The organism is Ferdinandcohnia sp. GQ5, from assembly GCF_059759275.1.
Map to the genome: position 1 here is coordinate 67649 of NZ_JCAXEW010000014.1, position 26301 is coordinate 93949.

General features: G+C 37.9%; 24 protein-coding genes and 1 other annotated feature. Of the genes, 6 read left to right on the top strand and 18 right to left on the bottom strand.

The window, feature by feature from the left end:
- Nucleotides 1–106: 106 nt before the first annotated feature.
- The gene (locus tag AC6CHV_RS17085) at nt 107–844 is read right to left on the bottom strand and encodes an SDR family NAD(P)-dependent oxidoreductase (RefSeq protein WP_440274696.1); all 738 of its coding nucleotides are present in this window, start codon (nt 842–844) and stop codon (nt 107–109) included.
- Between the two features lie 197 nt (nt 845–1041).
- Between AC6CHV_RS17085 and AC6CHV_RS17090 the strand changes: the two genes are divergently transcribed.
- Nucleotides 1042–1644 (top strand): TetR/AcrR family transcriptional regulator C-terminal domain-containing protein, encoded by a 603-nt coding sequence (locus AC6CHV_RS17090; protein WP_498079299.1) that lies wholly within the window; start codon nt 1042–1044, stop codon nt 1642–1644.
- A 36-nt stretch (nt 1645–1680) separates the two neighbouring features.
- Here the strand turns inward: AC6CHV_RS17090 and AC6CHV_RS17095 are convergent, their stop codons facing one another.
- Complete coding sequence (locus tag AC6CHV_RS17095; protein ID WP_498079300.1) at nt 1681–2256, bottom strand: uracil-DNA glycosylase family protein; 576 nt, start codon at nt 2254–2256, stop codon at nt 1681–1683.
- 85 nt (nt 2257–2341) lie between these two features.
- A complete protein-coding gene (locus AC6CHV_RS17100) occupies nt 2342–3076 on the bottom strand; it encodes a sulfite exporter TauE/SafE family protein (RefSeq protein WP_341333378.1) in 735 nt (244 codons plus the stop codon).
- 185 nt (nt 3077–3261) lie between these two features.
- Here AC6CHV_RS17100 and AC6CHV_RS17105 point away from each other — a divergent pair, with 185 nt between their 5' ends.
- On the top strand, nt 3262–4170 hold the full coding sequence (locus AC6CHV_RS17105; RefSeq protein WP_341333379.1) for a nuclease-related domain-containing protein: 909 nt from the start codon (nt 3262–3264) through the stop codon (nt 4168–4170).
- A gap of 30 nt (nt 4171–4200) precedes the next feature.
- On the opposite strand, the gene AC6CHV_RS17110 is transcribed toward AC6CHV_RS17105, so the two are convergent.
- The 5 genes from AC6CHV_RS17110 to AC6CHV_RS17130 all read right to left on the bottom strand — a co-directional run bounded on the left by AC6CHV_RS17110 (nt 4201) and on the right by AC6CHV_RS17130 (nt 9043).
- Nucleotides 4201–4548, bottom strand: a complete 348-nt coding sequence (locus AC6CHV_RS17110) for a hypothetical protein (RefSeq protein WP_440274187.1) — start codon at nt 4546–4548, stop codon at nt 4201–4203.
- Between the two features lie 3 nt (nt 4549–4551).
- Nucleotides 4552–4881 carry a hypothetical protein gene (locus AC6CHV_RS17115; protein ID WP_498079301.1) on the bottom strand — a complete coding sequence of 110 codons (330 nt, stop codon included), beginning with the start codon at nt 4879–4881 and terminating at the stop codon, nt 4552–4554.
- A 125-nt stretch (nt 4882–5006) separates the two neighbouring features.
- Nucleotides 5007–6800 carry an ABC transporter transmembrane domain-containing protein gene (locus tag AC6CHV_RS17120; RefSeq protein ID WP_498079318.1) on the bottom strand — a complete coding sequence of 598 codons (1794 nt, stop codon included), beginning with the start codon at nt 6798–6800 and terminating at the stop codon, nt 5007–5009.
- A 29-nt stretch (nt 6801–6829) separates the two neighbouring features.
- Nucleotides 6830–8569: an ABC transporter ATP-binding protein gene (locus AC6CHV_RS17125; protein ID WP_341333381.1), complete on the bottom strand. Its 1740-nt coding sequence runs from the start codon at nt 8567–8569 to the stop codon at nt 6830–6832.
- A gap of 12 nt (nt 8570–8581) precedes the next feature.
- Nucleotides 8582–9043, bottom strand: a complete 462-nt coding sequence (locus AC6CHV_RS17130) for a PadR family transcriptional regulator (RefSeq protein WP_341333382.1) — start codon at nt 9041–9043, stop codon at nt 8582–8584.
- 384 nt (nt 9044–9427) lie between these two features.
- Between AC6CHV_RS17130 and AC6CHV_RS17135 the strand changes: the two genes are divergently transcribed.
- A complete protein-coding gene (locus tag AC6CHV_RS17135) occupies nt 9428–10828 on the top strand; it encodes a purine-cytosine permease family protein (protein WP_341333383.1) in 1401 nt (466 codons plus the stop codon).
- A gap of 235 nt (nt 10829–11063) precedes the next feature.
- Here the strand turns inward: AC6CHV_RS17135 and hprK are convergent, their stop codons facing one another.
- The 7 genes from hprK to proB form a co-directional block, all read right to left on the bottom strand.
- Entirely contained in the window at nt 11064–12002 is a 939-nt protein-coding gene (hprK, locus tag AC6CHV_RS17140; protein WP_498079302.1) for an HPr(Ser) kinase/phosphatase, read from the bottom strand.
- 104 nt (nt 12003–12106) lie between these two features.
- Entirely contained in the window at nt 12107–12949 is an 843-nt protein-coding gene (locus AC6CHV_RS17145; RefSeq protein WP_341333385.1) for a sulfurtransferase, read from the bottom strand.
- A 19-nt stretch (nt 12950–12968) separates the two neighbouring features.
- Nucleotides 12969–14165: a class I SAM-dependent rRNA methyltransferase gene (locus AC6CHV_RS17150; RefSeq protein WP_341333386.1), complete on the bottom strand. Its 1197-nt coding sequence runs from the start codon at nt 14163–14165 to the stop codon at nt 12969–12971.
- Nucleotides 14166–14276: 111 nt separating this feature from the next.
- Nucleotides 14277–14879, bottom strand: coding sequence for a hypothetical protein (locus AC6CHV_RS17155; RefSeq protein WP_341333387.1), 603 nt, complete (start codon nt 14877–14879; stop codon nt 14277–14279).
- Nucleotides 14880–15146: 267 nt separating this feature from the next.
- The gene (locus tag AC6CHV_RS17160; protein ID WP_341333388.1) at nt 15147–16319 is read right to left on the bottom strand and encodes an Alp7A family actin-like protein; all 1173 of its coding nucleotides are present in this window, start codon (nt 16317–16319) and stop codon (nt 15147–15149) included.
- A 369-nt stretch (nt 16320–16688) separates the two neighbouring features.
- Entirely contained in the window at nt 16689–17933 is a 1245-nt protein-coding gene (locus AC6CHV_RS17165; RefSeq protein ID WP_440274185.1) for a glutamate-5-semialdehyde dehydrogenase, read from the bottom strand.
- Nucleotides 17926–19053, bottom strand: a complete 1128-nt coding sequence (gene proB / locus AC6CHV_RS17170) for a glutamate 5-kinase (protein ID WP_440274184.1) — start codon at nt 19051–19053, stop codon at nt 17926–17928. Before proB ends, AC6CHV_RS17165 begins: the two co-directional genes overlap by 8 nt.
- Before the next feature lie 51 nt (nt 19054–19104).
- Nucleotides 19105–19325: a binding site (T-box leader), on the bottom strand.
- Nucleotides 19326–19614: 289 nt separating this feature from the next.
- On the opposite strand from proB, the gene ahpC reads away from it, so the two are divergent.
- Nucleotides 19615–20178 (top strand): alkyl hydroperoxide reductase subunit C, encoded by a 564-nt coding sequence (gene ahpC, locus AC6CHV_RS17175; protein WP_099351424.1) that lies wholly within the window; start codon nt 19615–19617, stop codon nt 20176–20178.
- A 12-nt stretch (nt 20179–20190) separates the two neighbouring features.
- A complete protein-coding gene (gene ahpF, locus AC6CHV_RS17180; RefSeq protein ID WP_498079303.1) occupies nt 20191–21771 on the top strand; it encodes an alkyl hydroperoxide reductase subunit F in 1581 nt (526 codons plus the stop codon).
- Nucleotides 21772–21829: 58 nt separating this feature from the next.
- Here ahpF and AC6CHV_RS17185 read toward each other — a convergent pair whose 3' ends face one another.
- Nucleotides 21830–22171, bottom strand: coding sequence for a zinc ribbon domain-containing protein YjdM (locus AC6CHV_RS17185; RefSeq protein ID WP_341333392.1), 342 nt, complete (start codon nt 22169–22171; stop codon nt 21830–21832).
- A gap of 82 nt (nt 22172–22253) precedes the next feature.
- Nucleotides 22254–23687: a multicopper oxidase family protein gene (locus AC6CHV_RS17190; RefSeq protein ID WP_440274182.1), complete on the bottom strand. Its 1434-nt coding sequence runs from the start codon at nt 23685–23687 to the stop codon at nt 22254–22256.
- Nucleotides 23688–23991: 304 nt separating this feature from the next.
- On the opposite strand from AC6CHV_RS17190, the gene AC6CHV_RS17195 reads away from it, so the two are divergent.
- Nucleotides 23992–24927: an EamA family transporter gene (locus AC6CHV_RS17195; RefSeq protein ID WP_498079304.1), complete on the top strand. Its 936-nt coding sequence runs from the start codon at nt 23992–23994 to the stop codon at nt 24925–24927.
- A 52-nt stretch (nt 24928–24979) separates the two neighbouring features.
- On the opposite strand, the gene AC6CHV_RS17200 is transcribed toward AC6CHV_RS17195, so the two are convergent.
- On the bottom strand, nt 24980–26230 hold the full coding sequence (locus tag AC6CHV_RS17200; RefSeq protein ID WP_440274180.1) for a nickel pincer cofactor-dependent isomerase, group 22: 1251 nt from the start codon (nt 26228–26230) through the stop codon (nt 24980–24982).
- Nucleotides 26231–26301: the final 71 nt, after the last annotated feature.

A 26301-nucleotide genomic window follows, 5' to 3' on the forward strand; every position in this document is an offset into this window, starting at 1 on the left:
ACAAAAATCTCCAAATCGTCAACAACTATATTTAAAATGTTTGACTAGAATACTATTTCCCCGAAAATAAAAAAGCCCAGCACCAGTAAGGTGATGGGCAATATGATTATTGAGCTGTATAGCCGCCGTCAACAATTAAGCTGTTTCCTGTCATGAATGTAGAATCATCACTAGCAAGGAATAATACAGCTTTAGCCATTTCTTTAGCTTGTCCTAGGCGCTTCATTGGAGTCATAGAACGTAATACTTCTTTGCTTTCTTCAGGAATAATTGGAGTGTCAATGAAACCTGGGCAAAGAGCATTTACACGAATATTTTGCTCTGCATATTCAAGTGCTAATGAACGAGTTAAGTTCACTACGCCACCTTTTGCTGCATTATAGGCTGCTGAACCTGGTGATCCCACCCAACCATACATTGATGCAGTGTTTACGATTACTCCACCATCAGCTTTTAAGAATTCACGGATCGCTTCACGTGCCACTAAGAAAACACCATCTAAGTCAACATTAACCGTATTTCTCCACTCAGAATAGTCTAATTCATGTGATGGTTGAACTCGACCAATACCAGCATTATTGAAAACAATATCGACTTTACCGAATGCTTCAATTGTTTGTTTATAGATATTTGCTACTTCTTCTTCACTCGTAATGTTTGCTTTTACAAATAAAGCCTCTGCATTTAGCGCTTTCAATTCTTCCTCAAAAGCTTTTCCCTTTTCTTCATTTAAATCAACAAGAACAACCTTTGCTCCTTCTTCAACAAATAAACGAGCTGTTGCTGCTCCAATTCCTGAAGCTCCCCCAGTTATAATAGCAACTTTATCTTGTAGTTTTCCCATTATATAATCCCCCTTATTGTATAATATGGATAGCATTAACCTATAGTAGAGTAATATTTACTCCAATAGGCTTTGTCACCATTTGGTCACAATTCTATTTTACTACCTTGACTAGACTTAACAATCATCAAAGAAATTCAAAGTGTCTAAATAATAGACATTTCCAATAAAATTGTCTATTTTACGGAGGTTTTTTTATGAATGATGAATTGGATCTCACATCTAAACGACGAAATCGAACCCAAGAACACTTAAAGCATGCCCTTATTGACCTTATTAAAGAAAAGGGTTACCATTCCGTTTCTGTAAAAGACATTGTAGATAAGGCTACCTATAATCGCAGTACCTTTTATATTCACTACCATGACAAAATTGATTTAGCTGAAGACTTGCTAAATTCCATGATGGTAGGATTATGGAACTCGGTTGGAAAACACCATCCTCCAGGACAAAAAGTGTATACATCTAAGATAGGCAAGCCTTCTTTTAATATCGTGTCTTATATTTATGAGCATCGACACTTTTTTGAACTCATTAAATATGACGACACATTACCAGGGTTACATACAAGCTTCCCTCAAACCATCTTAAAAATTTATCAAGAAAAATTTATATTTGAAACAATCAACAATATTCCAGTCAATATGGACTATTTTAAACGCTATACAGCGTATGGCTTTTACGGGCTTATCCAAAATTGGATTACAAGCGGATTTAAAGAGTCCCAAGAGGAATTTATTGAGGAAGTCATTGAATTAACAAAAACGCATATCTATTCGTTTAAGTATATAAGTCATTAAAAAGGACAGGTTCAGCATAGTGGACCCGTCCCTTTTTTATATATGCTTCCGAAGTTCCGATTCTACTAACTTCATATCCTCCAATAGTTGTGGATACAAGTTTGGCCTTCTTCTGGCCGCGAGTGGATGATACGCAACAGTCGTTTGATATCCATTCATTTGATAGAAATTGCCCCTAAGCCCTTTGACTTCAAGCTCTGGATTCTGAAAAAAAGATTGCACTGCTACATTGCCTAGACAAACAATAAGTTTAGGTTTTTGTTCCTCCAGTTGCGTATACAAATGGTTTATACAAATCTCGCGTGTCTTTTCCTTATCATAGGCGCGTTTCGGTTGTCGTTTTAAAATGTAAGTAACATATATTTGCTCTTTATCTAATCCCGCTTCATATACTGCCTTTTGCAAGGTTTGCCTCGTTCCACAAACCATTGGATTACCTTCACGATCTTCACGAGCACCAGGATTATCCAAAATAATCATGATCGGTGCTTTCGGATTGCCCTCACCCCAAATCATTCGCGCTCCTTGTTGATACAACCCACAATCTTCACAATTCTTCACATCTTCGGGTACAGGATCCTCATTCCACATCACCGGACAGAACGAATTCATTTTACTCACACTCCTTATGATTATGATAACCAGAACTAGAAAAAACCAAAAAAATCTGGACTATTTAATGAGTCCAGATTTTTATTTAAAGAACATTCTCGGTTACAATTTGAAAAATAAGTAGTACTGTTACAATTCTTAAAATTGGCTTTACATATTGAGGCTTTAACTTTTGCGCAATACGCACCCCGATTTGAGCCCCTGTAAAAGAACCAAGTAACAAGGCAATGGCAACCGGCCAAATGATCTTACCAGTAGCAATATAGGTCATCGCAGCTCCAAAACAACTTGAAAATGTAGCAAGGCGGACCAATCCGACGGCACGAATGTATGCAATATTTAAATGATTATATAGATAAAGCATTAAAGTGCCTTGACCAGGCCCAAATAGTCCATCATAAATGCCAATACTATATAGCCCGGGTGCACTAATTTTATTGAACTTCAATGGCTCATTTCCGGTAAAATCTCCTTTTCCCACAAAAGAAACAATGAAAGCGAATAGTAGCAGGACAATTGCTACAATATACATGTTTTCTGATGAAATCCGTGAAGCGATGAGGCCCCCACTTATCCCGCCAGAAAGGCTAACCGGTATAATCCAAACCGATTCTTTTAAAGAGAGCTCCTTTTTACGCAACAAGTAGAAGAAACTCGAGAACGAACTTATTGTATTGGAAACCTTATTCGCTCCAATTGCCGAATGAACAGGTACACCTAAAAGTAACATCGACGGCAAACTGATTAATCCCCCACCACCAGCAAGCGTCCCCAAAGTCGTCGCACAAACCCCAATAAAAAACAGGATAATATACTCCATTTATTACCACCCCTTGTACCTTAAGTATAGTAGCAAAAGAGTGATTAAGAAATTTAATCTTTATTATAGAAATGGATAAGTATTTCCTATGGAACACTGGACACAAAAAGTTAAAGGAATTTTCACATTTAACAGGTTGAATTTCTATTAAAATAGGAATGAATAAATAGAAAGGAAGTGGACGTTTGTTACTTAAAGTGCGAACTGAATCAGAGGAATTGTTAGCTCTTCGTTCGTTAGATATTCGAATGGAGTTAACTGCAAAGGAGAAATTTCTCTACCAAAACCTTGAAAGAGGCTATGAAGGAGAGGTGAAATTTGATTCCATGCTACATGATCTTCGTGAAGAAAGATATATAATCAATGACCTTTTATTAGAAGTAAACAACTCCTTTTTCCAAATTGATACATTGCTTATTTCAAGGGGCATAATTAATGTTTTAGATATAAAAAACTTTCAAGGGGATTGTTACCTTAAATCTGACAATCTTTTTTCTGTTACAACTGGCCGTGAATATAAAAACCCCATAACTCAAATAAACAGAAGCGCCTCTTTATTCCGCCAATTACTCCAAAATCTCAATCAACATTACCTAGTGGATGCCTCCATTATTTTTATCAATCCCGAGTTTACATTATACCAAGCACCTCTTGAACAGCCATTTATTTTACCAACTCAAGTAAATCGATTTTTGAGAGATTTAAATAAGGGATCTTCTCCGTTAACTGACGGAGATAGAAAAATTGCTCAAAAACTATTAGAATTGCATCAGCCGAAGAACCCCTTCACCAAGTTGCCATCCTATACTTATGAAAAAGTTAAAAAAGGGATCTTTTGTAAGAACTGTAAGTCCTTTCAGATTACAATAAATCACCATAACCTAGTTTGTGATAACTGTGGAGGAGTGGAAAAAATAGACCAAGCTATTTTGCGAAATGTGAAAGAATTCAATTTGCTTTTTCCTAATCAAAAAATTACAACTCAAGCCATTTATGAATGGTGCAAACTTGACCTATGCAAACGCACATATTCGAGAGTCCTAAAAGCAAACTTTAATACTATTGGTAACACAAAAAATACATACTACGAATAAAAGTTAGTACTGTAAAAAATAAAACCTCATCTAACTATTTCGATGGGGTTTTTTGTTGTTGGTGTATTTTATTTTGGGTGGTCCTCCATGTGGCTCTTTAATTTTTTGCAATGAGGGCTTGTATTCTGACTCTATTAATTTCGTTTTCGCGTTCTTTGTCCGAATCACACCTTCTTTCCGACTCATTCCTGCATCCTTGTCTATCTTTCTGTCCGAATCAAGCTCGTTTTCTGACTCTACTAATCTCGTTTTCGCGTTCTTTGTCTCAATCACACCTTCTTTCCGACTCATTCCTGCATCCTTATCTATCTTTCTGTCCGAATCAAGCTCGTTTTCTGACTCTACTAATCTCGTTTTTGCATTCTTTGTCTCAATCACACCTTAATTCCGACTCATCCCTGCATCCTTATCTATCTTTCTGTCCGAATCAAGCTCGCTTTCTGACTCTACTAATCTCGTTTTCGCATTCTTTGTCCAAATCACACCTTCTTTCCGACTCATTTCTTCACCTTTGTCTATCCTTCTGTCCGAATCAAGCTCGTTTTCTGACTCTACTAATCTCGTTTTCGCATTCTTTGTCCAAATCACACCTTCTTTCCGACTCATTTCTTCACCTTTGTCTATCCTTCTGTCCGAATCAACACCGCTTTCTGACTCTGTTTCCCCCTTTTCCTCATTCCTTGTCCGAATGAAGCATTGATTCCGTCTCACTCTGGTTTCACTACCCTCCACTTGTCCTACAACAAGTACCTTTCTCTAATTTAAAACACAGAAAACAGCCTAGCTTCACCTGCTAGGCTGTTTTCGAATTTGCACCCTACCTTATAACCAGTATCTCATATCTCCTGTAGGTTAAATTGACTGTCATACATGTCAAAGTAGAAGCCTTTTTTCTTTAAAAGCTCTTGATGTGTGCCTGATTCAATAATTTCTCCTTGATGAATAACGAGGATGCGATCGGCGTTTTCAATGGTCTTCAAACGGTGAGCAATCATAAAACTTGTCCGCCCTTCTGTTAATTTATTGATGCCCTTTTGTATTTCAATTTCAGTATTGGTATCAATACTAGAAGTTGCCTCATCAAGAATAAGAATATCTGAATCTGCTAAAATCGCCCTTGCAATCGCTAATAATTGACGCTGCCCCTGGCTTAAATTTTCACCACCAGATGTAATTTGAGTAAGGTAAGCTTCAGGTAAATGTTGAATAAATTGATGTGCTGATGCCATTTTTGCTGCATTTATTACTTCTTCCTCTGTTGCTTCCAAACACCCGTATCTGATATTCTCCATGATCGTACCCGAAAATAAGAAAGTATCTTGAAGGACGACACCGATTTTTTTTCGTAAACTGCTTATTTGATAGTCCTGTATATTTCGACCATCTACTTTTAGCTCACCCGCTGTTACGTCATAAAACCGCGATAATAGATTAATAATGGTCGTCTTACCTGAACCAGTCGGGCCAACAAGCGCGACTTTCTCACCCGCTTTGACAGAAAAATGAACATTCTTTAAGATTGGCTGACCATCCTCATAACCTAAAGTCACATGAGAAAATTCAACATCACCCTTCAAGGAATCAACCACAATCGCATTCTCTTTATCTACAATATCCGGAGTCTCATCCATAATTTCAAAGACACGTTCCGCACCAGCTATAGCTGATTGGAACATATTGATTAGATTTGAAAGCTGATTGATTGGTCTAAAAAATTGACGAGAATAGAGAACGAATGCACCGATAATCCCAACAGTCGCTAGATTATGCACTGCAAGTACGGCGCCTATCGCAATCACAAGACCGAGTCCTAGATTATTAATAAAATTATTAACTGGACCTAGAAATCCCGAAACAGTGTCAGCGGCCATAGCAGATCTGCGCAACCGCTCATTGATACCCGAAAATTGCTCGTTTATCTTTTCTTCTTTTCCAAAGAGCCTAATGACCTCACTTCCAGAGATGGATTCTTCAATTACACCATTTAACTCACCCAGATCGCGTTGTCTTTTTATAAAATAGCTACTGCTATATGTAATGATTTTTTTCGTTGTTAAAATCATCAGCGGGATGACTAAAAGGGTAACAATAGCGAGCACCCAATTAAGTGAAAACATTGCAATCGCTACTCCCGAAATCATTAAAATTGATGACAAGATTTGAATAACGCTTTGGCTTAATGCGTTATTTAAGGTATCAATATCATTTGTTACCCTACTCATTAAGTCTCCGTGTGTACGTTTATCAAAGAATTTTAAGGATAGAGTGTGGAGCTTATTAAATAAATCTTGACGTAAATTTCGAATGGTTTCCAAGGATACCCGAACCATCATGAAGGTTTGAAGCCATGTAAACAAAGCGGTTGCCACATATATAGCGGTAAGTATTCCTAAAAACTTTATTGTCCCAGTTATGTCTTTTGGAATGATATATTCATCAATAATGATACCGATCAAATATGGTCCAGCGAGCCCTAGCAAAGTAGATAGGATAACAAAGATAATTGAAAAAACTAATGCCATCTTTTGCTTCTCCATCTGCTTCCAGATACGGTGAATCGTCCCCTTCCAATCCTTTGCCTTTTCTACGGGTCCCCCAAATCCTCTTGGCCCACGCGCTCGGGCTAACATATTAGCATTCGGTTGTGATGTGGCTTTACTCATCCGAACTCAACCTCCCTCCCAGTTTGTGTAGCAACGATTTTTCGATACACTTCACTCTTTCTGAGTAACTCATCATGTCTGCCGCTAGCCTCAATTTCGCCATCGTTCATCACAAGAATTTGATCTGCATCGATAATGGATGAAATCTTTGATGAAATGATGAACACGGTTGAATCAGCATAATCTTCTCGTAATGCCTGTTGAACTAAGCCTTCCGATAAAGCATCAATTGCAGAGGTTGAATCATCAAGCACTAAAATACTCGGCTTGCGGATAAAAGCTCGCGCCATCGATAAACGCTGCTTTTGACCACCTGATAGATTCGTTGCACCTTGCAACAATGAGTGTGAAAACTTATCTTCTAATCTCATAATAAATTCACTTGCTGCAGCAGATTCCGTAGCTTGATCCAACTCACGTTCTGATGCTAATTCTTTTCCGAAACGCAAATTCTCCTCAATCGTTCCTGAAAACAAGGTAGCCTTTTGAGGAACAAAACCGATACTATTTCGTAAGTTTTCAAGTGGTATATCTTTTACATTAACCCCATCGATAAGAATTTCACCAGAATCAGGGTTATATAGACGCGGAATAAGCTTCACTAATGTCGACTTTCCGCTTCCTGTTGAACCAATAATGCCGATTGTTTGCCCCGCCTTAGCTTTAAAAGAAATATCCTGGAGCACATTATTTCCGTTTTTACTATAACTAAAATTTACCTTCCGAAATTCCACTTCGCCTTTTAAATCATATATAGTGCGAGGCTGAACCGGCTCTGTAATATCAATTTTTGTTTCAAGCGTATGAACAATCCTCTCAGCAGAAGGAAAAGAACGTGCAATTTGCATCAAGACATGACTGCTACTAATTAACCCGTTCATCATGATATTTAAATAGTTTAGAAAGGCTAAAATAACCCCCACCTGAAGTGTACCTTCGTTTACCTTGATGACTCCTAACCAAAGCCCAGCTATTATTCCAAGATTAACAACAAACATCATAATGGGCATTAGGGTTAAAACAAACTGTTCTGCGGTCATCAGACGATTCGTTAACAAATTATTAACCTTTTTAAAGTGGGCCTTTTCGTAATTTTGGCGATCAAACGCCTTGATGACCCGAATCCCAGCTAACGTTTCTTGCAACTTTGTATTCACCTTATCCATTGCCTTCTGTACTTGAGAAAAAAGTTTCCCTGATTTTACAGAAAAGAAATAAATAAAAGCAATTAGAACCGGGATGGCGACTAATAAAATGGGAAACAGTTCCCTCGCAGTAAACCAAACAATCACGACCGAACCAATAAATAAGAGTGGGCCTCGTACAAAAATACGTAATATCATAATAACAGCCTGCTGCACTGTCGTAATATCGTTTGTCGTAATCGTAATCAATTTTCCAGTCCCAAACGAATCAATATTCTGATTCGAAAATCGGCCTGTTTTTTTAAACACATCATGGCGAATATCAGTTGCAAAATTTACAGCAGCCTTGGCTGAAAAAACAATACAGCCGATTCCACCTATCAATCCAATGATTGCACATAGCAGCATAACGAGTCCAAATTTAATGACATATTCATTATCCTGATTGGCAATTCCTGTATCAATCATCTTCTGCATGATTGTTGGTTGTAAAAGATCCATCACCACCTCAATACACATAAAAAGAGGTGCTAAAATGGCAAATAACAGATATGGCTTTATATACTTAACTAGTTTTTTCATGGCTTTCATGAAAGTTTCCCCTTACTTCCCACTATTCTTTTTTAATTGTTCAGTCATTTCTTCAATGAACGAAATTAATTCAAGTACCCCTCGGGAATTCCCACGTGTTTGTTTTACAGCATGTCGAAATTCCTTTTCCCAGCGCTCCATCGCTGTCCTTAGTTGAATAAACTCCCCCGAGTTCTTCCAGGCCATTCTCTCTTTCCACTCAACCCAAAAATCACCCTCGACATGCTTTGCTTCATCTAGCCGTTTTTGACCATTTTTATGAATTGAATAAACCTTTTTTTGTGTATCAGCATCTCGTTCAATCAGGCCCTGGTCCTCCAACTCCTGAAGTGCTGGATATACAGTCCCAGCACTTGCAGAGTAAGCACCATTTGATCGCTCTTCTAATTCCTTCATAATCTGATAGCCATGCATTGGTTCTTCCTTTAACAAATGCAAAATAGCTATTTGAACAAACCCTCTTTTTCTCCTCATTGCATGCTGCCTCCTTAATTATATCGATAATTATAATCGATATATCGGAGTGTTACAATCGTAACCCTTTAAATGATCAAAATACCGAAAACCCGAACTTTTAATGCCACATTCTTTTATACTATCCATCCAATGATATAATACGCACATTTCCAAGCATTTCAGATATATTATTCGGTATTTGTGGATAATCCTAAGAAAAACCCGGATTATGTAACCTAGACATGCTGTAAATAGGTTTTATCACGGAATATGCTGGTTTATCGCGTTTGATGCAACGTTATCTTTAGTGATATAGTTATTCTAGTTAAGCGAACTGTGCACTTATATTTATTTCACAAGAAATGTTTTTGTGAAATTATTCACAAAAAGGGAGTTGATAAAATGGGATCTAATATCCAACCGGAGCAAAATCGCAACGAAGCGTTGAGTGATGACTATTCCTTGGATAGAGTACCTCTTAACAAAAGAAACATGAGTTGGTTAAGTATAACGAATATTACATTCGGAATTGCAACGGCTATTTTTTATTTTCAAATGGGAAGTGTAATGGCACTTCAATTTGGCGCAATTAACGCCATCATTTCCGCGATATATGCGATTATCGTTGCCGGTATTCTTGGAACTTTCATTGCGTACCTATCTGCAAAGTCAGGTATGAACGTAAATTTATTATCAAGGGGTGGCGGGTTCGGCTATATTGGCGCTTCATTAACCTCCATAATTTATGCCACAAATTTCATCATGTATTGTGCACTTGAAGGTTTAATCTTAGTTTCCGCAGTCCACGAATTCTTACCTATTATTCCAGAATGGGCTTTAATTCTTTTCTTCGGTACCATTGTCATTCCACTAAACTGGTTTGGAATTAAGCAGTTGGATAAATTACAAAAATGGTCATTGCCATTGTTCGGTGTATTTTTAGTTGGAGCAATCGTAGTGGCAGCAATCAAGCCATCTGTTTATGATGGAACTTTCTGGTCCTATATGCCAGAAAATGTTCAGGTTGGAGGAACCGCTCTCTTGCTTTGTATTGGAATGCAACACGGAATTATGGGATTAACTCCACTACTCGCATCCGATTATGCTCGATTCCTTAAACCTAAGGACACGAAAATTGGAGTATTTGCAATTGGGTTTGTCCCGCAGATCTTCTGTTTTGGTGTAATGGGAGGCTTAGGTATTTGGTTTGGTGTTCGTCTAGGTGAACCAAATCCTGGTGTGTATATCGTAATGCTTCTAGGAATGTGGGGAGCGTTGTTTACGATGATTACCCAAGTGAGAATCAATGTCACAAATATATATAGTGGTTCACTTTCTCTTTCAAATTTCTTCGAAAACATTTTTAACTTTAAACCTGGAAGACGCTTTTGGGTAGTTGTAACAGGAGTATCTGCCATCTTCTTAATGCTCACCGATATTGTCAATCATCTTGGCACTGTCTTGACCTTCCAAGGAGTCTTCTTATTATCTTGGGCAGCTATTTTAGTTACTGATGCTGTCTTTGTTAAGAAATTATTAAAAATTGGCCCTGGATATTACGAGGCAAGACAAGAGAACTTATATAAATGGAATCCCGTCGGTGTTGCTGCTTTATTAATTTCAAGTGCCCTCGGTACTGTAGCAGCACTTGGATTTATGGGAACCTTCTTACAAAGTACGGCCGCATTTTTTGCAGCAATCCTTGCATCGATCCTAACAATAATCTTAGCCATTGCTACAAAAGGAAAATATTATATAAAAAAAGAAGCAACAGATATCAAAAAAGAAGAGTACGTCGCTTAACCTATTAACCCTCTACTTACTTAGAAGATGTAGAGGGGCTTTTTTTACCTTAGAAGAGTAACTGGGCATGGGCGATGCCCTCACTTGGCACCGGCAGTAAATTCCTGGGTACCTAACCGTAATAATATATCTAATCAGGGGCATCGCCAAGACCTCATCCATCTTGGCAAGGCACATTAGAAATTGAAAACCAAGTTCAACTCAAATTGGGGTTCTCAAGCTTTGAACCTCCCCTTTATTTATCGCCATTAGAGGTCGTCAACTCATTATCAATCCTACTCATGAATTCCTCTGCCGCATTGTAACCTTGTTGTTTTAAATACCAGTTGTTTGCGGCTGCTTCAATTAGCCCTGCGACATCTCGCCCAGGCTGAAGCTGAATCTCAATTGAAGGAATCTTAACACCCATAAATTCCATCGTGTTGATTTCTTGTTCTAGATCATTATACAAAGCATCTTTTTCCCACTTCGTCAAATGAATATCAAGGGAGATGCGGGTTTCATCTTGAAATGTTTTTCTTCCATACATCCGAACTACATTTAAAAGCCCGATACTACGAAGGGCTAAGAACTCCTTTGTTTTTTCATCATGTGTACCTAGAATCGTTTGTGGACTTAGCTTTTTTAAGACGACGATATCATCTGCTACGAGCCGATGTCCCCTGCGAATCAAGGTATGCGCAGTCTCACTTTTTCCTACACCAGAATTCCCCCGGATCAGAATACCAATCCCCGACACATTCATACAAACACCGTGTACAGCAATTTCTTCCGCTAATTCCTTAATTAAATAGGCGTCCAATCTTACAATATAATCAGAAGTAATCTCAGGCTGATTTGTAACCAGCAATGGAATGCCTTGTTCCACACAATGCTGTTTTAAATAGGTTAGCCCCTCTTCCCCACATGTTACGATAAAACAAGGAGGATGGTATTTAACAATATTTCCAATCCGAATTCTACGTTCCTCTTTTGTAAGTTTATGTAAATACGTGACTTCCTTTTCTCCTAAAATTTGAACTCGCTCTGTTGGAAAAAAGTCAAAGTGACCAACGAACTCAAGACCCGGTCGATGTACCCGGGATTGCGTAATTGTATTCTGTAATTGGTCTTCACCAGCCAATACCTTCAATGAAAACCTACGGACCAAGTCTGCCACGGTTATCCTTTTCACTGTACCCTCACCGTCCAAATAATGTTTAAGTGTATTATACTTTATTGAGGGGGTAAACGTCATCAGTATGTTAATGAAAAAGAGCCTCCCTTTCAGAAAGGCACTTATCTCTCATTCCCTTTTGCAACCGGATTGTCTTCATAAGAAACCCAATCACTATAACTACCTGCATATAGTCTGACATTCTTAAATCCTGCCATTTTCAAAGCAATATAATTAGGAGTAGCTGTTACACCAGACCCACAATAAACAATGATTGGTTCGTCTTTTTTAAGGTCTGCAAATCTCTTTTTCTGTTCTTCACTATCTTTAAAGGTCCCTTGTTCCATCCCTTCTATCCAACATCTATTTATTGCGCGGGGAATATGTCCTGCAATACGATCGATAGGCTCAAATTCCCCTTTATAGCGGCTTTCATCTCTCGAATCTATTAAAATGGGAGAATCCATTTTCTGATCAACGATTTCCTTAACCTCTTCATAAGAGGCTAACATGTCTTCACGTATATTTATGTTAAATGAAGCTGATTCTAGTTCTGGTATTTCATTTGTTGTAGGATAACCTGCTTCAGTCCAACCTTTAAAGCCTTCGTTTAATACATAAACCTTCTCATGTCCAAGATAGGTCAGTAACCACCAAAAACGAGATGCAAACTGACCTTCACCCCCATCATAAGCAACTACTGTTTTTGAATGATCGATTCCAGCTTTTTCAACCCCACGTTTAAACTGCTCTATATCCGGCAGTGGATGCCTTCCCCCATGCTCCGATACAGGAGCTGATAGCTGCTTTTCTAAATCAAAATAAAAAGCACCAGGTAAATGACTTTCCTGATAGAGCTTTTCTCCTTGGGTTGGATTTCCTAAAGCAAACCGGCAATCCACAATCTTTATATCCTTGTTATGTAGTTGTTCAACAAGCCATTCCTTATTTACTACGAAATCCATCTCATTCGCCTCCATCTTCCTAGCCATTTAGCTTTTTGATAAATACTACTTTTAGATAGTTACCTTCCTTAAATTGCGAAATTGTTTGAAAGTCTGAAGGTAATGTGAATTCCTCTTTAATTTTGTATTTGCAATTACTTTCCTTAAACGCCGCATCAATAAAGCTCTTAAATTTTTTCATATCAAAGGATGCACTATTTGTTGAAGCAACAATTATTCCATTATTTTCTGTAATTACAATTGCTTCCTTCAATAGATTTTTATAGTCCTTTTCAGCACTAAATGTCATTTTCTTCGACCTTGCAAAACTAGGCGGATCAAGAATTACCACGTCAAATTTTAAGTTCTTTTTACCTGCGTACTTAAAATAATGAAAAACGTCTTCAACAATAATGTCATGGGCCTCATAATCAATTCCGTTTACACTAAACTGCTCAATCGTTTTTGGCAGACTACGATTCGCTAAATCCACACTCGTTGTCTTTGCAGCTCCACCCATTGCTGCAAACACAGAAAAGGCCCCTGTATATGAAAAGGTATTTAATACAGTCTTCCCATTTGCATACTTATCGCGAATTGTTCTTCTTACATCCCGCTGATCGAGAAACACCCCGACCATGGCTTCTTCATTAAAATAAACGGCAAAATTAACCCCATTTTCTTTAACAATAATCGGAAATTGGCCACGTTCACCTTCAACAAACCCATCTTCTTCAATAAACTTCCCGTCTTCACGAAATCGTTTTTTCTGATAAATTGCTTTATACTGGACTAGATTTTTAAGTGAGGTTAACACATGATTGAAATATGTATAGATGCCTTTACTGTACCAATTAATTAAATAATACCCATCAAAATAATCAATGGTGAAGCCCCCAATTCCGTCTCCTTCTCCATTAAATACACGGAAGGCATTCGTTTCCTTGTCATTAAAAAATGACTTTCTTTTGTCTAAGGCAGCTTTCATCTTTCTTTCAAAAAAGGACTGATCAATCTTTTCATCCATGTTCCTCGTTAGGATCCAGCCATATCCTTTATTTTGCTTGCCATAATAGCCCCTCCCAATAAATGAATGTCTTTCGTCAACAAGGTTAATTTGGGCTCCCTCTTCTAAATGGCTTGTATTATTCATCACTTGCTTTGTAATAAGCGGATAACCCCCTTTGTACTTATTAGCGAGTTTTGAATTTACTTGTATATTCAATTCCGTTTCCATGATCTCCATCCTCATCCTATGGTTTTCTTTCTACTATCATACATTTCTCTTCTTTCATTTAAAAGGGACAGTACCACGTCACCATAATGTAACAAGTACTGTCCCTTCATTTTACTTATTCATCGCAGAAAGAAAATCCCCCAAAAGACTGTCTAAATCAGCGTTCTCTGCATCATTATCTTCTTCTTTTGGTTCATCTTGCTTGGCAGCTTCCCAGTTAAAATTATCTAAGTCATCCTCAAGGTTGGTCGCATCCTTAGCTACAGCGACTTCGTCAACCGAATGTACATGACCTTCCTCGGTGATTGGCTTAGCCTTATGTTGCTCCACAGACAATTCCTCTTGAAGATATAAGGCTTCATCTAAATCTACTGATTTGCTGTTTAACGAAGCTAGTAGTGCAGTCGCACGAACTGGGTCAGATAAAAGGTGGTAAATAATACTTCCTAGTAATGCTTCAGAATGCTCATGCTTAAGCCAATTTCGCTGTGATTTACTTAATTTATGAGGGAGTGGAACGGTGATGACTTCCCGCTCCCTTGAATAAGTCTGGCCGACTCCCTGCATGACAAACTCAGCTATTTTACTAGAAAAATTCCTTCGCTCTGTTTCCTTCAGTTTTTGTAGATGCTTTAATAAATGATCAGGTGTATCAGATGGTACTCGAAACGAAATCGCTTGGCCCCTCTTTACCTCAGGTGAGGTTGTTTTCATAGGATCACCTTATCTTATTTTTTTGAAGATGTTCAAAAAAGTCGGATAAAAATGACACTTCGAATTTCTGCGCACTGCACCAAGTACATCGTGAATCACTTGGTTATGCGCTTGCGTCTACTAGCTTATTCTCGAAGTCAATTCCTCAGCGCAAGGCTGCATGGAGGCTAACTCAAGCAGTTGCCTCGCTCCGGTACTCAAAGCTGCACCGCCTTGAACTTCTTGGTCCTTTTTGTCCTCATTTTTGAACCCTTATTTTTTAAATTCTTATTTTTTTACTGGCTCTTGTGGTACCTTTTGCTTCTCATTTTTTCTTATAAAGTCAGTAATAAGCTTATAATAGGCATTTGCCATCATCCAAATGCTCTCTTTTTCATCTTCAAAGAATTCAATATTATAACCATCAAGGTTGTTATTTAATGTTTTAATATAATCTTTAAGCACATTTGATCCACCACCGACGAAATAGCAGATTTCCGTTTGAGAGTTTTTCAGCCAAACATTGCGTAGTAATCGATATTGCTTTTTCGCCAATTCAAGCAAGATTCGATCTGTAATATCATGAACGCTTGTCCGACTTCCTTTTACCATAATATGATTTCGGTTATTTTTTCTCGTAATAATATCTACTACATCTCGGCGACTATCTAACTCTATTCCGTGCTTAGAGCGAATTTCTTCTCTAATGGCTTCCAATGATTCGGATACCCCGAGATTAAAGCCTTGGGCCTTATCATCATCAACAGTTCGGTTACGAATCACCGCAATATCCGTGGAAAGACCACCAATATCTTGAATTAAAATCTGCTTATCAATTAGATCCTTATTGATTACTTTCAAATTATTATCCATTACAAGATTAATATAAGCCGCAAAACCTTCTGGATAGATTTTCACTTCATTGAATTTAATGTTGACCTTTAATCCTTGATATCTCGGTGTTACAAGAAATTCGACTTGATGAACTGATCCTGTTAACTTTGATCGATATCCAGCATCTTTTCCTTCTTTTACTTCTCGAAGTGGCAATCCTGTTCCTAATGTGTAATTTGCATCAATTACATTTTTTGACCTCGGAAAGGAAGTTGTGTTTCCCTCACGTACTGCATCCAATGCCAATGTAGCAAAAAGCATAATCAATGTCTGATCCTCTTCTGATTTGCTGCTCCCCGGGTCTAATTCTGATGCACTGTTACTCTTGGTTGCCAAGTGCCCTACACGATAAATGACATTATTCTCTTTTAGGGCAGGGGAGTGAACCTTAATATGAATTCCTTCCAACGGATCCTTACTATTTAATTCTTCTATACCAATTACCGGACGGTCCTCGGTGTCTCTTGCAATAATATTAGGAATATTTAATTCATACTCTAGTTCTCCGAAGATTGCCTTAATAGAATCATTTCCAACATCAACTGCTGCAATTCTGGACATAGTCATTCAAACATCATCCCTTTTCAATTTAGTTAGATTTGTTGCTATGTAGGTCTGTTGAACTTATTCACTTAATAAAAGGGTATAAGAGATTACTAGATTCCACAATGACTCTCAGCAAAAAGAAACAAAACTGTAAACCTGTAAACACTCTGTAAACATGTCGGTTTTTGTATACATTTCTGTAAACAACGAATACAAACCCGTATACATGTTGTTATCTCGGGATGTATACAGATTTGTAAACATGTAAACAGGTTTGTATACATCTTGTTTACTTTTTGTGTACGTGTAAACATTTTTGTAAACAGCAAAAAAATAAAAAGGGATGTTCCCAAGATTGTTGGAAACATCCCTTATATTTCGTATTCAATTTTACTTAATTTGCCCATTTCCTCGAATTGTATATTTTGTGGAGGTTAAGGCCTGTAGCCCCATCGGTCCACGTGCATGTAGTTTTTGAGTACTAATTCCAATTTCTGCACCAAATCCAAATTCAAATCCATCTGTGAATCTGGTAGATGCATTATGGTAAACAGCTGCTGCATCCACTTCTGTAAAAAATTTCTCTACATTTTCAACGGTTGAAGAGATAATGGCTTCGGAATGCTTTGTTCCATATTGATTAATATGGGTAATCGCCTCTTCTACACCCTCCACCACTTTTAAAGCGACTTCTAGCCCTAAAAATTCAGTACCCCAGTCTTCCAAGCTCGCAGGAATGATTTCCTTCCCTGCTTTTTGGACCTTTTCATCTCCATGTATTTGAACATCTTTTTCCTGTAAGGCTGTTATTAACTCTTGTAAATGTTCTGATGCCCAATCCTTTTGGACAAGAACATTCTCAATTGCATTACATACCGATGGACGCTGTGTTTTCGCATTAATCGCAATTTCAATCGCCATGTTTGGATCAGCTGTTTCATCTATATATACATGACAATTTCCTGCTCCTGTTTCTAATACAGGAACTGTCGAATTTTGTACGACTGTCTGAATTAATTTTGCACCACCACGCGGAATCAACACATCTAGATACTCATTTAACTTGAACATTTCTGATGCTGTTTCTCGGCTAGTATCCTCTAATAGTTGAACACCATCAACTGGTAGATTAATTAACTCAAGTGCATGTTGAATAACCTTCACAAGGGCTTTATTTGAATGAATTGCTGTAGAGCTACCACGAAGGAGTACTGCATTTCCCGTTTTTAAACATAAACTTGATGCATCAACGGTTACATTTGGTCTTGCCTCATATATCATTCCGATGACCCCTAGAGGAACTCGAACTTGAGCAATTTTAAGTCCGTTTGGACGCTCCCATTCTTCTATTAATTGTCCAATTGGGTCCTCTAGTTTCGTTAATTGAACAATGGCATCTGCCATATCTTGAATCCGCTGTTCATTTAACTTTAAGCGATCAAGTAAAGACTCACTCATTCCCTTTTCTTTTCCTGCTTGCAAATCCTTGTTGTTTTCTTCCAAAATAAACGTTTGTTCTTTGATAAGTTGCTCAGAAATTGTCGAAAGAGCCTTGTTCTTTTGTTCTGTGGTTGCCTTTGCTAAAAGTGATGCTGCTATTTTTGCCTTTTTCCCTTTTAGAATTAACTCACTCATACGTAACTCTCCTCTCTTTTTGACTTACCCAATTATCTCTATGAATGACAACACGTTGATCACTGTTTACCTTAACCATTGCCTTAGTGCTTGATAATCCTTTAATCTCTACTAATTGGTCAGAAGAAAAGTTTACCTTTCCTTTTCCGATTGTATCTCCCTTAAGATTTACAACCTCAACAACATCATTTATGTCAAAATTACCGATAATATTAGTGACACCTGCAGGTAGAAGGCTTTTTCCATGCCTTAGTATAGCCGCTGCAGCACCCTGATCGACTTCAATTTTCCCGCTTGGAATTGAGTGCAAGGCTAGCCACTGCTTTGATGTATTCATACTAGGTCGTGAGGAGTCTCCAATATATGTTCCATCCCCTTTTCCTGCAAGAATATCGACAAACTTCTCATCTCCAGAACCAGATCCAATAAACACTTTTACTCCTAAACCGACAGCTGTCTTTGCTGCCTCAATTTTTGACTTCATTCCTCCAGTGCCTACCTTTGACCCCGAACCAGAAGCTCCCCTTACTAATTCGTCATTAATCTCATTGAGGAAATTGTACCTCTTTGCATTTGGATGTGTTTGTGGATTTTGATCATAGATTCCATTGACATCTGTTATGATAATCAAAAAGTTAGCATGTACAAGCCCGCTTACTAATGCCGATAACATGTCATTATCTCCAAAGTTTAATTCTTCTAATGATACGGAATCATTCTCATTAATAATTGGTACAACATTTCGTTTTAGAAGTTCCGATAGAGTAGCATTAGCATTGTTGTATTGATCCTTGTATAAAAAATTTTGCCTTGTTAACAGTAATTGCGCGGCAACAATACCATGCTTTTTAAATTCTTCCGTATACCCCCTTAAAAGAAGGCCTTGGCCCACCGCTGCAGCTGCTTGTTTGCCAGCGACAGTTTTAGGGCGGGAAGAATAGCCAAGATCCATAAATCCAGCTGCAACAGCCCCAGATGAAATGAGAATGACTTCATGCCCAAGTTCCTTTAAACGAGCTATCGCATCCACATGTTCTTTAAGCTTATCGTTACTAAGTCCGCCATTTTGATTGGTTAAAGAACTGCTCCCTATTTTGACAACAATTCGCTTCTTCTTCATTTCATTCACCACCCATTAAATTCTATAAAAAAAGGCCCTTCCATCCCTATAAAAAAGGACGAAAAGACCATGTCTTTCGTGGTACCACCTTTATTGATACTAAGAAACGCTCTAGTATCCACTCAAAACCTTTAACGCAGGCAACGGTTAGGTTTTCCTAACAGTTCAAAGGACAGGTTCAATAGCATTGCAGGTTATAAAATCTTTCAGCCCATGGATTTTACTCTCTTTTACCTGAGGACTACTTACTAGTTCCCTTTCATCACTTCTTATTATTAAAATAGTTCGTACATTGCTTTTGAATTATAGATTAGGAATATTATGAATCAAATTTACATTTGTGTCAATGGAAGTCAGCATTAATCAAGAATTACCATTTATAAAGGTACCTTCTAATACAAAATCTAATAATTGATATTTGAATATAATTTTCATAGCATTTTAATTGACATAAATAATAACATCTATATAATAATTATTATAAACAAGTATTAATTATAGATTTATTAGTCAATAATGCTAATAATCTATATTAAATATAATTAATTGGAGGAATTTATTATGTCACTTATTGGAAAACAAGTAGAACCATTCACATTACAAGCTTATAGAAATGGTGATTTCATCGAGGTTACAGAGGAAGATTTAAAAGGTCATTGGAGTATTGTTTGCTTCTACCCTGCTGACTTCACTTTCGTATGTCCTACTGAATTAGAAGACTTACAAGAGCAATACCCAGCATTACAAGATCTTGGTGTTGAAGTATTCTCTGCTTCTAGAGATTCTCATTTCACTCACAAAGCATGGCATGATTCTTCTGAAGCAATTGGTAAAATTACTTATACAATGATCGGTGACCCTGCTCACGTACTTTCTCGTCAATTTGATGTATTAGTTGAAGAACTTGGACAAGCTGACCGTGGTACTTTCATCATTGATCCAGATGGTGTAATCCAAGCTGTTGAAATCAATGCAGACGGTATTGGCCGTGATGCAAGCACACTTATTAATAAAATTAAAGCTGCACAATATGTACGTAACAACCCTGGTGAGGTTTGCCCTGCTAAGTGGAAAGAAGGAGAAGCAACACTTAAGCCAAGCCTAGACCTAGTAGGAAAAATCTAAGGAGTGCTTTAAATGATACTAGATGCTGATATAAAGCAACAATTATCTCAATATCTTCAACTTTTAGAAAGTGACGTCCTACTCAAAGTAAGCGTGGGATCTGATAATGTCTCAAAAGATATGCAGGCTCTTGTTGATGAGTTGGCAGAGATGTCTTCTAAAATTAAGGTTGAGTATGTTCAGTTAGAAAGAACACCTAGCTTTAGCATCAATCGTATCGGCGAGGATTCTGGTATAACATTCGCTGGAATCCCTCTTGGACATGAATTTACTTCATTTGTGTTGGCTCTTTTACAAGTAAGCGGAAGAGCTCCGAAGGTTGATCAGAAGCTAATTGACCAAATAAAAGCAATTAAAGGTGAATACCACTTTGAAACTTACGTAAGCTTAAGTTGCCACAACTGCCCTGATGTTGTACAAGCTCTTAACGTGATGAGTGTTCTCAACCCTGGCATCACACATACAATGATTGATGGTGCTGCCTTTAAGGAAGAAGTTGAAAGTAAGGATATCATGGCTGTTCCAACTGCTTTCCTCAATGGAGAAGTATTTGGTAATGGACGTATGTCATTAGAAGAAATTCTTTCAAAAGTTGGAAGCGCACCTGATGCATCAGAATTTGCTAATAAAGATTCGTTTGATGTTCTTGTTATTGGTGGCGGGCCAGCAGGTAGCAGTGCAGCTGTATATGCAGCGCGTAAAGGTATTCGCACAGGTATTGTTGCTGAACGCTTTGGCGGACAAATTATGGATACACTTGGCATTGAGAACTTTATTAGTGTTAAGTACACAGAAGGCCCTAAGCTTGCAGCAAGTCTCGAAGAACATGTAAAAGAATATAATGTTGATATAATGAACCTACAGCGTGCGAAACGCATTGAAAAGAAAGACTTAGTTGAGATTGAATTGGAAAACGGTGCTGTTTTAAAAAGTAAAACCGTTATTCTTTCAACTGGTGCTCGTTGGCGTAATGTTAATGTACCAGGGGAAGCTGAGTTCAAAAACAAAGGTGTAGCATACTGTCCACATTGTGATGGTCCATTATTTGCCGGCAAAGACGTAGCCGTTATTGGTGGCGGTAACTCTGGAGTTGAAGCTGCAATTGATCTTGCTGGTATTGTTAAGCATGTAACAGTTGTTGAATTTAATCCTGAACTCAAAGCCGACACCGTGCTTCAAGATCGTCTTTTCAGTCTTCCAAACGTAACGGTTATCAAGAACGCACAAACTAAAGAAATTACGGGTACTGACAAAGTAAATGGTCTTACTTATGTTGACCGTGAATCTGGTGAAGAAAAGCATATTGAATTACAAGGTGTATTTGTTCAAATTGGTCTTGTACCAAACACTGATTGGCTTGGTAACACAATCGAACGTAACCGAATGGGTGAGATTGTTGTTGATAACCACGGTGCAACAAATATCCCTGGTGTCTTTGCTGCTGGTGACTGTACAAACAGCCCTTATAAGCAAATCATCATTTCAATGGGCTCAGGTGCAACTGCATCATTAAGTGCATTTGACTACCTAATCCGAAACAATTGGGATACAACTACTGATGATTCTGGTCAAAAGACCCTTGTTCACCAGTAATCCTTTTCAATAGTAAAAGTCGCTATTAACCTAACTGGTTAATAGCGACTTTTTTACTTTATATCTTCTTAACAAATTCTGACTTTAATTTCATCGCACCAAATCCATCAATTTTGCAATCAATATCATGGTCTCCTTCGACTAAGCGAATGTTTTTTACTTTTGTCCCCTGTTTTAGTACAGAAGAGCTCCCTTTTACCTTCAAATCTTTAATAACGGTAACAGTATCTCCATCCACCAATACATTCCCGTTTGCATCTTTGATGACTCTTTCACCTTCATTGTTATCCTCTTCTTGATTCAATGGCCATTCATAAGCACATTCTGGGCATACTAGTAACGCTCCATCCTCATACGTATACTCTGAATTACATTTTGGACAATTAGGCAAATTACTCATTTTTTCCTCCTATTAAGGTTTATTATTTGAAATTACTTATCTTGATTATATCCTTAAAAAACAATTATGTTTTTCTATATCTTTAATGATGACCCTGATGTTCTCCACTCGTACCATTATTAGGAAGCGTTGTTGGCACCTCCGATTCAGTACCGGGTTCGACTAATAAGAATTGCCCCATCATGCCGTCATCTTCATGTCGCAATAAATGGCAGTGATACATGAACGGGAAATTTGGGTCAGCGTGTTTACCAAATTCCACAACAATTCTCACCTTTGAACCATTAGGGATAAAAACAGTATCTTTTCTTCCTCGCTCATACTCTGAAGGTGGCTTATCATTGATGTCTAGGACTCGAAATGCAGCATTATGAATATGAAAATTATGCGACCATCCAAAGTTGTTGATCTCCCATATTTCTGTTGCTCCTGCTGGAACAACCTCGTCAATACGATACATATCCATTAACTTGTCATTAATCTTATTCTCCATTGTAAGTTTGAACTGACGAACTCTAGCATCTTTTGGTGCCTCTATTGGTGGTACGCTTGAAAGTTGCCCAGTAACTGGAGCTGACTCTTCTAATTCAGAGGCTGCTACTATCTTTACCAAATCAAATTCACCATTATCTAAACCAGTATTCCCACTAAAACTATGGAGAACCGTCTCCTCACCCGGCTCAAATTCTACAACGATTTCTGCACGTTCACCAGGACTTAACATAAATCGCTCCAGGGTCACTGGCTCTTCTAAGAGGCCAGCATCGTTCCCTACAAGTTTGAAAGCTCTCCCATCGCTAAAGCCAAAATTATAGGCTCTTGCATTCGAACCATTGAGCAATCGAAAACGAACCTGACTCGTTTTAACTTCAAGATAGGGGTCATACGTTCCATTCACAAGTATTTCATCACCAAGGGTGCCAAATACTCCCTCTTCGTCCTCAGTTAATTGTCCCTCATTCGTAAACAACTTATCTTGGATAATGAGTGGAATATCATCTACTCCATATTCCGAAGGGAGTTTTTTTGAATCCTCATCATCGATGATGAACATGCCTGCAAGTCCTTTATATACATGCTGGGCTGTCTTCCCATGTAAGTGAGGATGGTACCACGTGGTAGCAGATGGTTGATCAATCGTCCAATGGGGAGTCCAAGTTTCCCCAGCATCAACCATTTGGTGTGGACCTCCGTCCATTTTGGCTGGCAATCTCATTCCATGCCAGTGTAGAGTTGATGGCTCGTTCAAACTATTTACAACATTAAAAGAAACCTTGTCCCCACGAGAAACTCTAATCGTTGGACCTAAATAGGCACCATTAATCCCCCAAGTATCCGCAATCTTACCTGGCAACAATTCTGTCTCTCCCGATTGCATGGTCAATGTAAAGTTTTTTGTACCATCGGATTCTATTGTAGGCTCAATAAGCGGTGGAAGTTTTAATGGCTGATCAAAGTCTAGTTTTCCCACATTTGTAACAATATCTTCCTTACCACAACCAGCTAAACTAATCATAAGTAACATACTAAAAAGTAAAAAAAATCTATTATGTGTTCTCAATTTTTCCCCTAACTTTCTCTCTTACCCATACGGTAGTTTAATATATACCTTGTTTCTAGCCTATTTTACTATCGTTTTTTCTTTATCCATGGTGAATCATGGTTTTGTCATAAAATTGACATATTTATTCCCCGCATTTTATAATTCACCAAACGAACCCTATCTTTTTATCAAGATAATGGAAGCCTCCATTAGGCATCTAGTTTCCCCTTTTATGATACAATAGTTTAATAGTATTTAGCTTCATGGAGGTTTCATAATGAAAGTAAATAAGGGCATATTGTTTGTATTATTGGGTGCTGGATGTTATGGCTTTACACCCGTTTTTGCGAAATTAGGGTTTAGCTACGGCTATTCGCTAGGCCAAATCAATATTGTTCAAATGCTGATTTCCTCGTTTTTATTATGGACTATCACTCTAATTAAACGACCTAGCTTTAAAGGACTTACGAAGAACAATCTTCCTTTAATCATGATAACTGGATGTTTTACCGGATTAACTAGTATTTTTTATTATGGGGCAATGCAATATCTACCTGCTTCATTGGCCATTATTTTAATGTTTCAATTCGTTTGGATTGGAATTCTTTTAGAATGGATTTTCAGCAAAGTGAAACCCGCTCCTATCACTGTTTTGTCCATCCTTTTAATATTAATCGGCGTCTTTTTTGCTTCCAATATAATAAATGGGGACATCCAAGGACTACCTCTTAAAGGTTTGCTTTTTGGTATTTTATCTGCATTTACGTATGCAGGATTTATTTTTTTCAGTGGAAAAGTCGCAGTAGATGTAGACCCATTGGCTCGTACTTCATTAATGGCAACTGGGTCAACCATTTTGATACTGATCATATTCATGCGTGACATTCCATCCGTTTTTCCATTAGAGACAAGCTTAATAGCAACAGCCATTGGTGTGTCATTATTTGGCGCCGTCTTTCCTCCACTATTCTTTGCGGTGGGAGCACCATTGGTCTCTGGCGGAATTGCAAATATCCTAACATCCATCGAATTACCCATTGCCATCCTATCAGCTAGTATCATTTTGTCCGAAACGGTAACACCAAATCAATGGGTTGGAACAGCCATTATATTAGCCGCAATTGCGTTGAATGAACTTGGTGGTAAACTAATCAGAGTTCGAAAGCATAATAAAGAGGTTATTTATATCGATAAAAACAAACAGCCCCTCTAATTGGAGCTGTTTGTTTTTTTCTGTATTTATAGTTTCAATTCTAAAAGGGACATTACATAGGTAAGAAATAACCGTTATCGTCAAACTTCATTTCATGTAGGTTCTCTAATACTTCAATGTTTTCTTTATCTTTTAATTCATTAAAAATAGCTTCGGATACATATAATTCTCCGATATGAAGTGTATTTGGAATCCTTGCAATTCTAGCCTTTTCCGGTGATACACCCCAATTCGCGCGGAGTGCTGCTTTAAGAGCTTCTTGGTCATTTTCAAGAATAATGGGAATACTTGCTCGAGCTAAAAACGTACTTGTAATTACATTTTCATTCATTGCTTGATAATCAATTTTTTCAAATAGGCGCTTTGTAGTTAAGTCAGCTAAGCCAATTCCCAACGCATTTCCATGGCTCGCCTCACTTAAATTTGAAGCAATGACATATTTAATGCTCGGCTTTTGTGGTTCTTCAACTCCAAGCACCCGGATACGCCCAATAATATTAGTATCCATTCCAGTCCCACTATAGTTTTTCCCAATCTCGTCAACGACTAAAATATCCATATTTTCGACTGGAAGACTAGGCATCAATGCAAATGCCTCTTTCAATAATTCTCTTTCACGCTCTTCTACTCGATCTTTTTCGATAGCCTCGATGATAGCTATTTCTTCATGAGCGTTTTCAACAATAGCTATACCAAATAAAGTATTTGAATTAGCGATAGCCACTTTGCCGACCTCAGGCATCATTTCGCTAATTCCTTTAATACCATGTGTATGTAAAGCTAAGGCTTGTTTATGTTTCCCCATTCCAATTGACGCCATTTTCAATACGCCACTCTCAACTTTGTTTTTAAAATCCGTATGAGGCTTAACACGCCCCATAACGATAATGCCATCTGCCTGATACGCGTTCTTATCAATGTAAACAGGGATTCCGTCAGAAGTTTTGCCCACTTCAACCACATCCATGGATGAACGTATTTCACATCCTGTTGATTCCTCAGTGACACCTAGTCCCTCAAGAACCTCAATTTGTCCTTCCGCAGTAGCTCCACCGTGACTTCCCATCGCTGGAATGATAAATGGAGACGCCCCTCTTTTTTTAATTTCATCTGCCACACTTTTAACGATTAAAGGAATATTGGCGATACCTCTACTTCCCACGGTAATCGCAATTTCCATACCCGGTTTAATTTTTTCATCCGCATGTACATGAAGAAATTGCTCAACAATTGCTCCTGGGATATCATTTACACTTTCAGTTTGGAATTTCTGACGTATCTTTGCAACCTTTGGTAAAGTCATCATTCTTGTCTCCTTTTACAGAAATGCTACTTGTTGATAAAAAATGGTTTGTATACAAAGTCAGCAAGAGA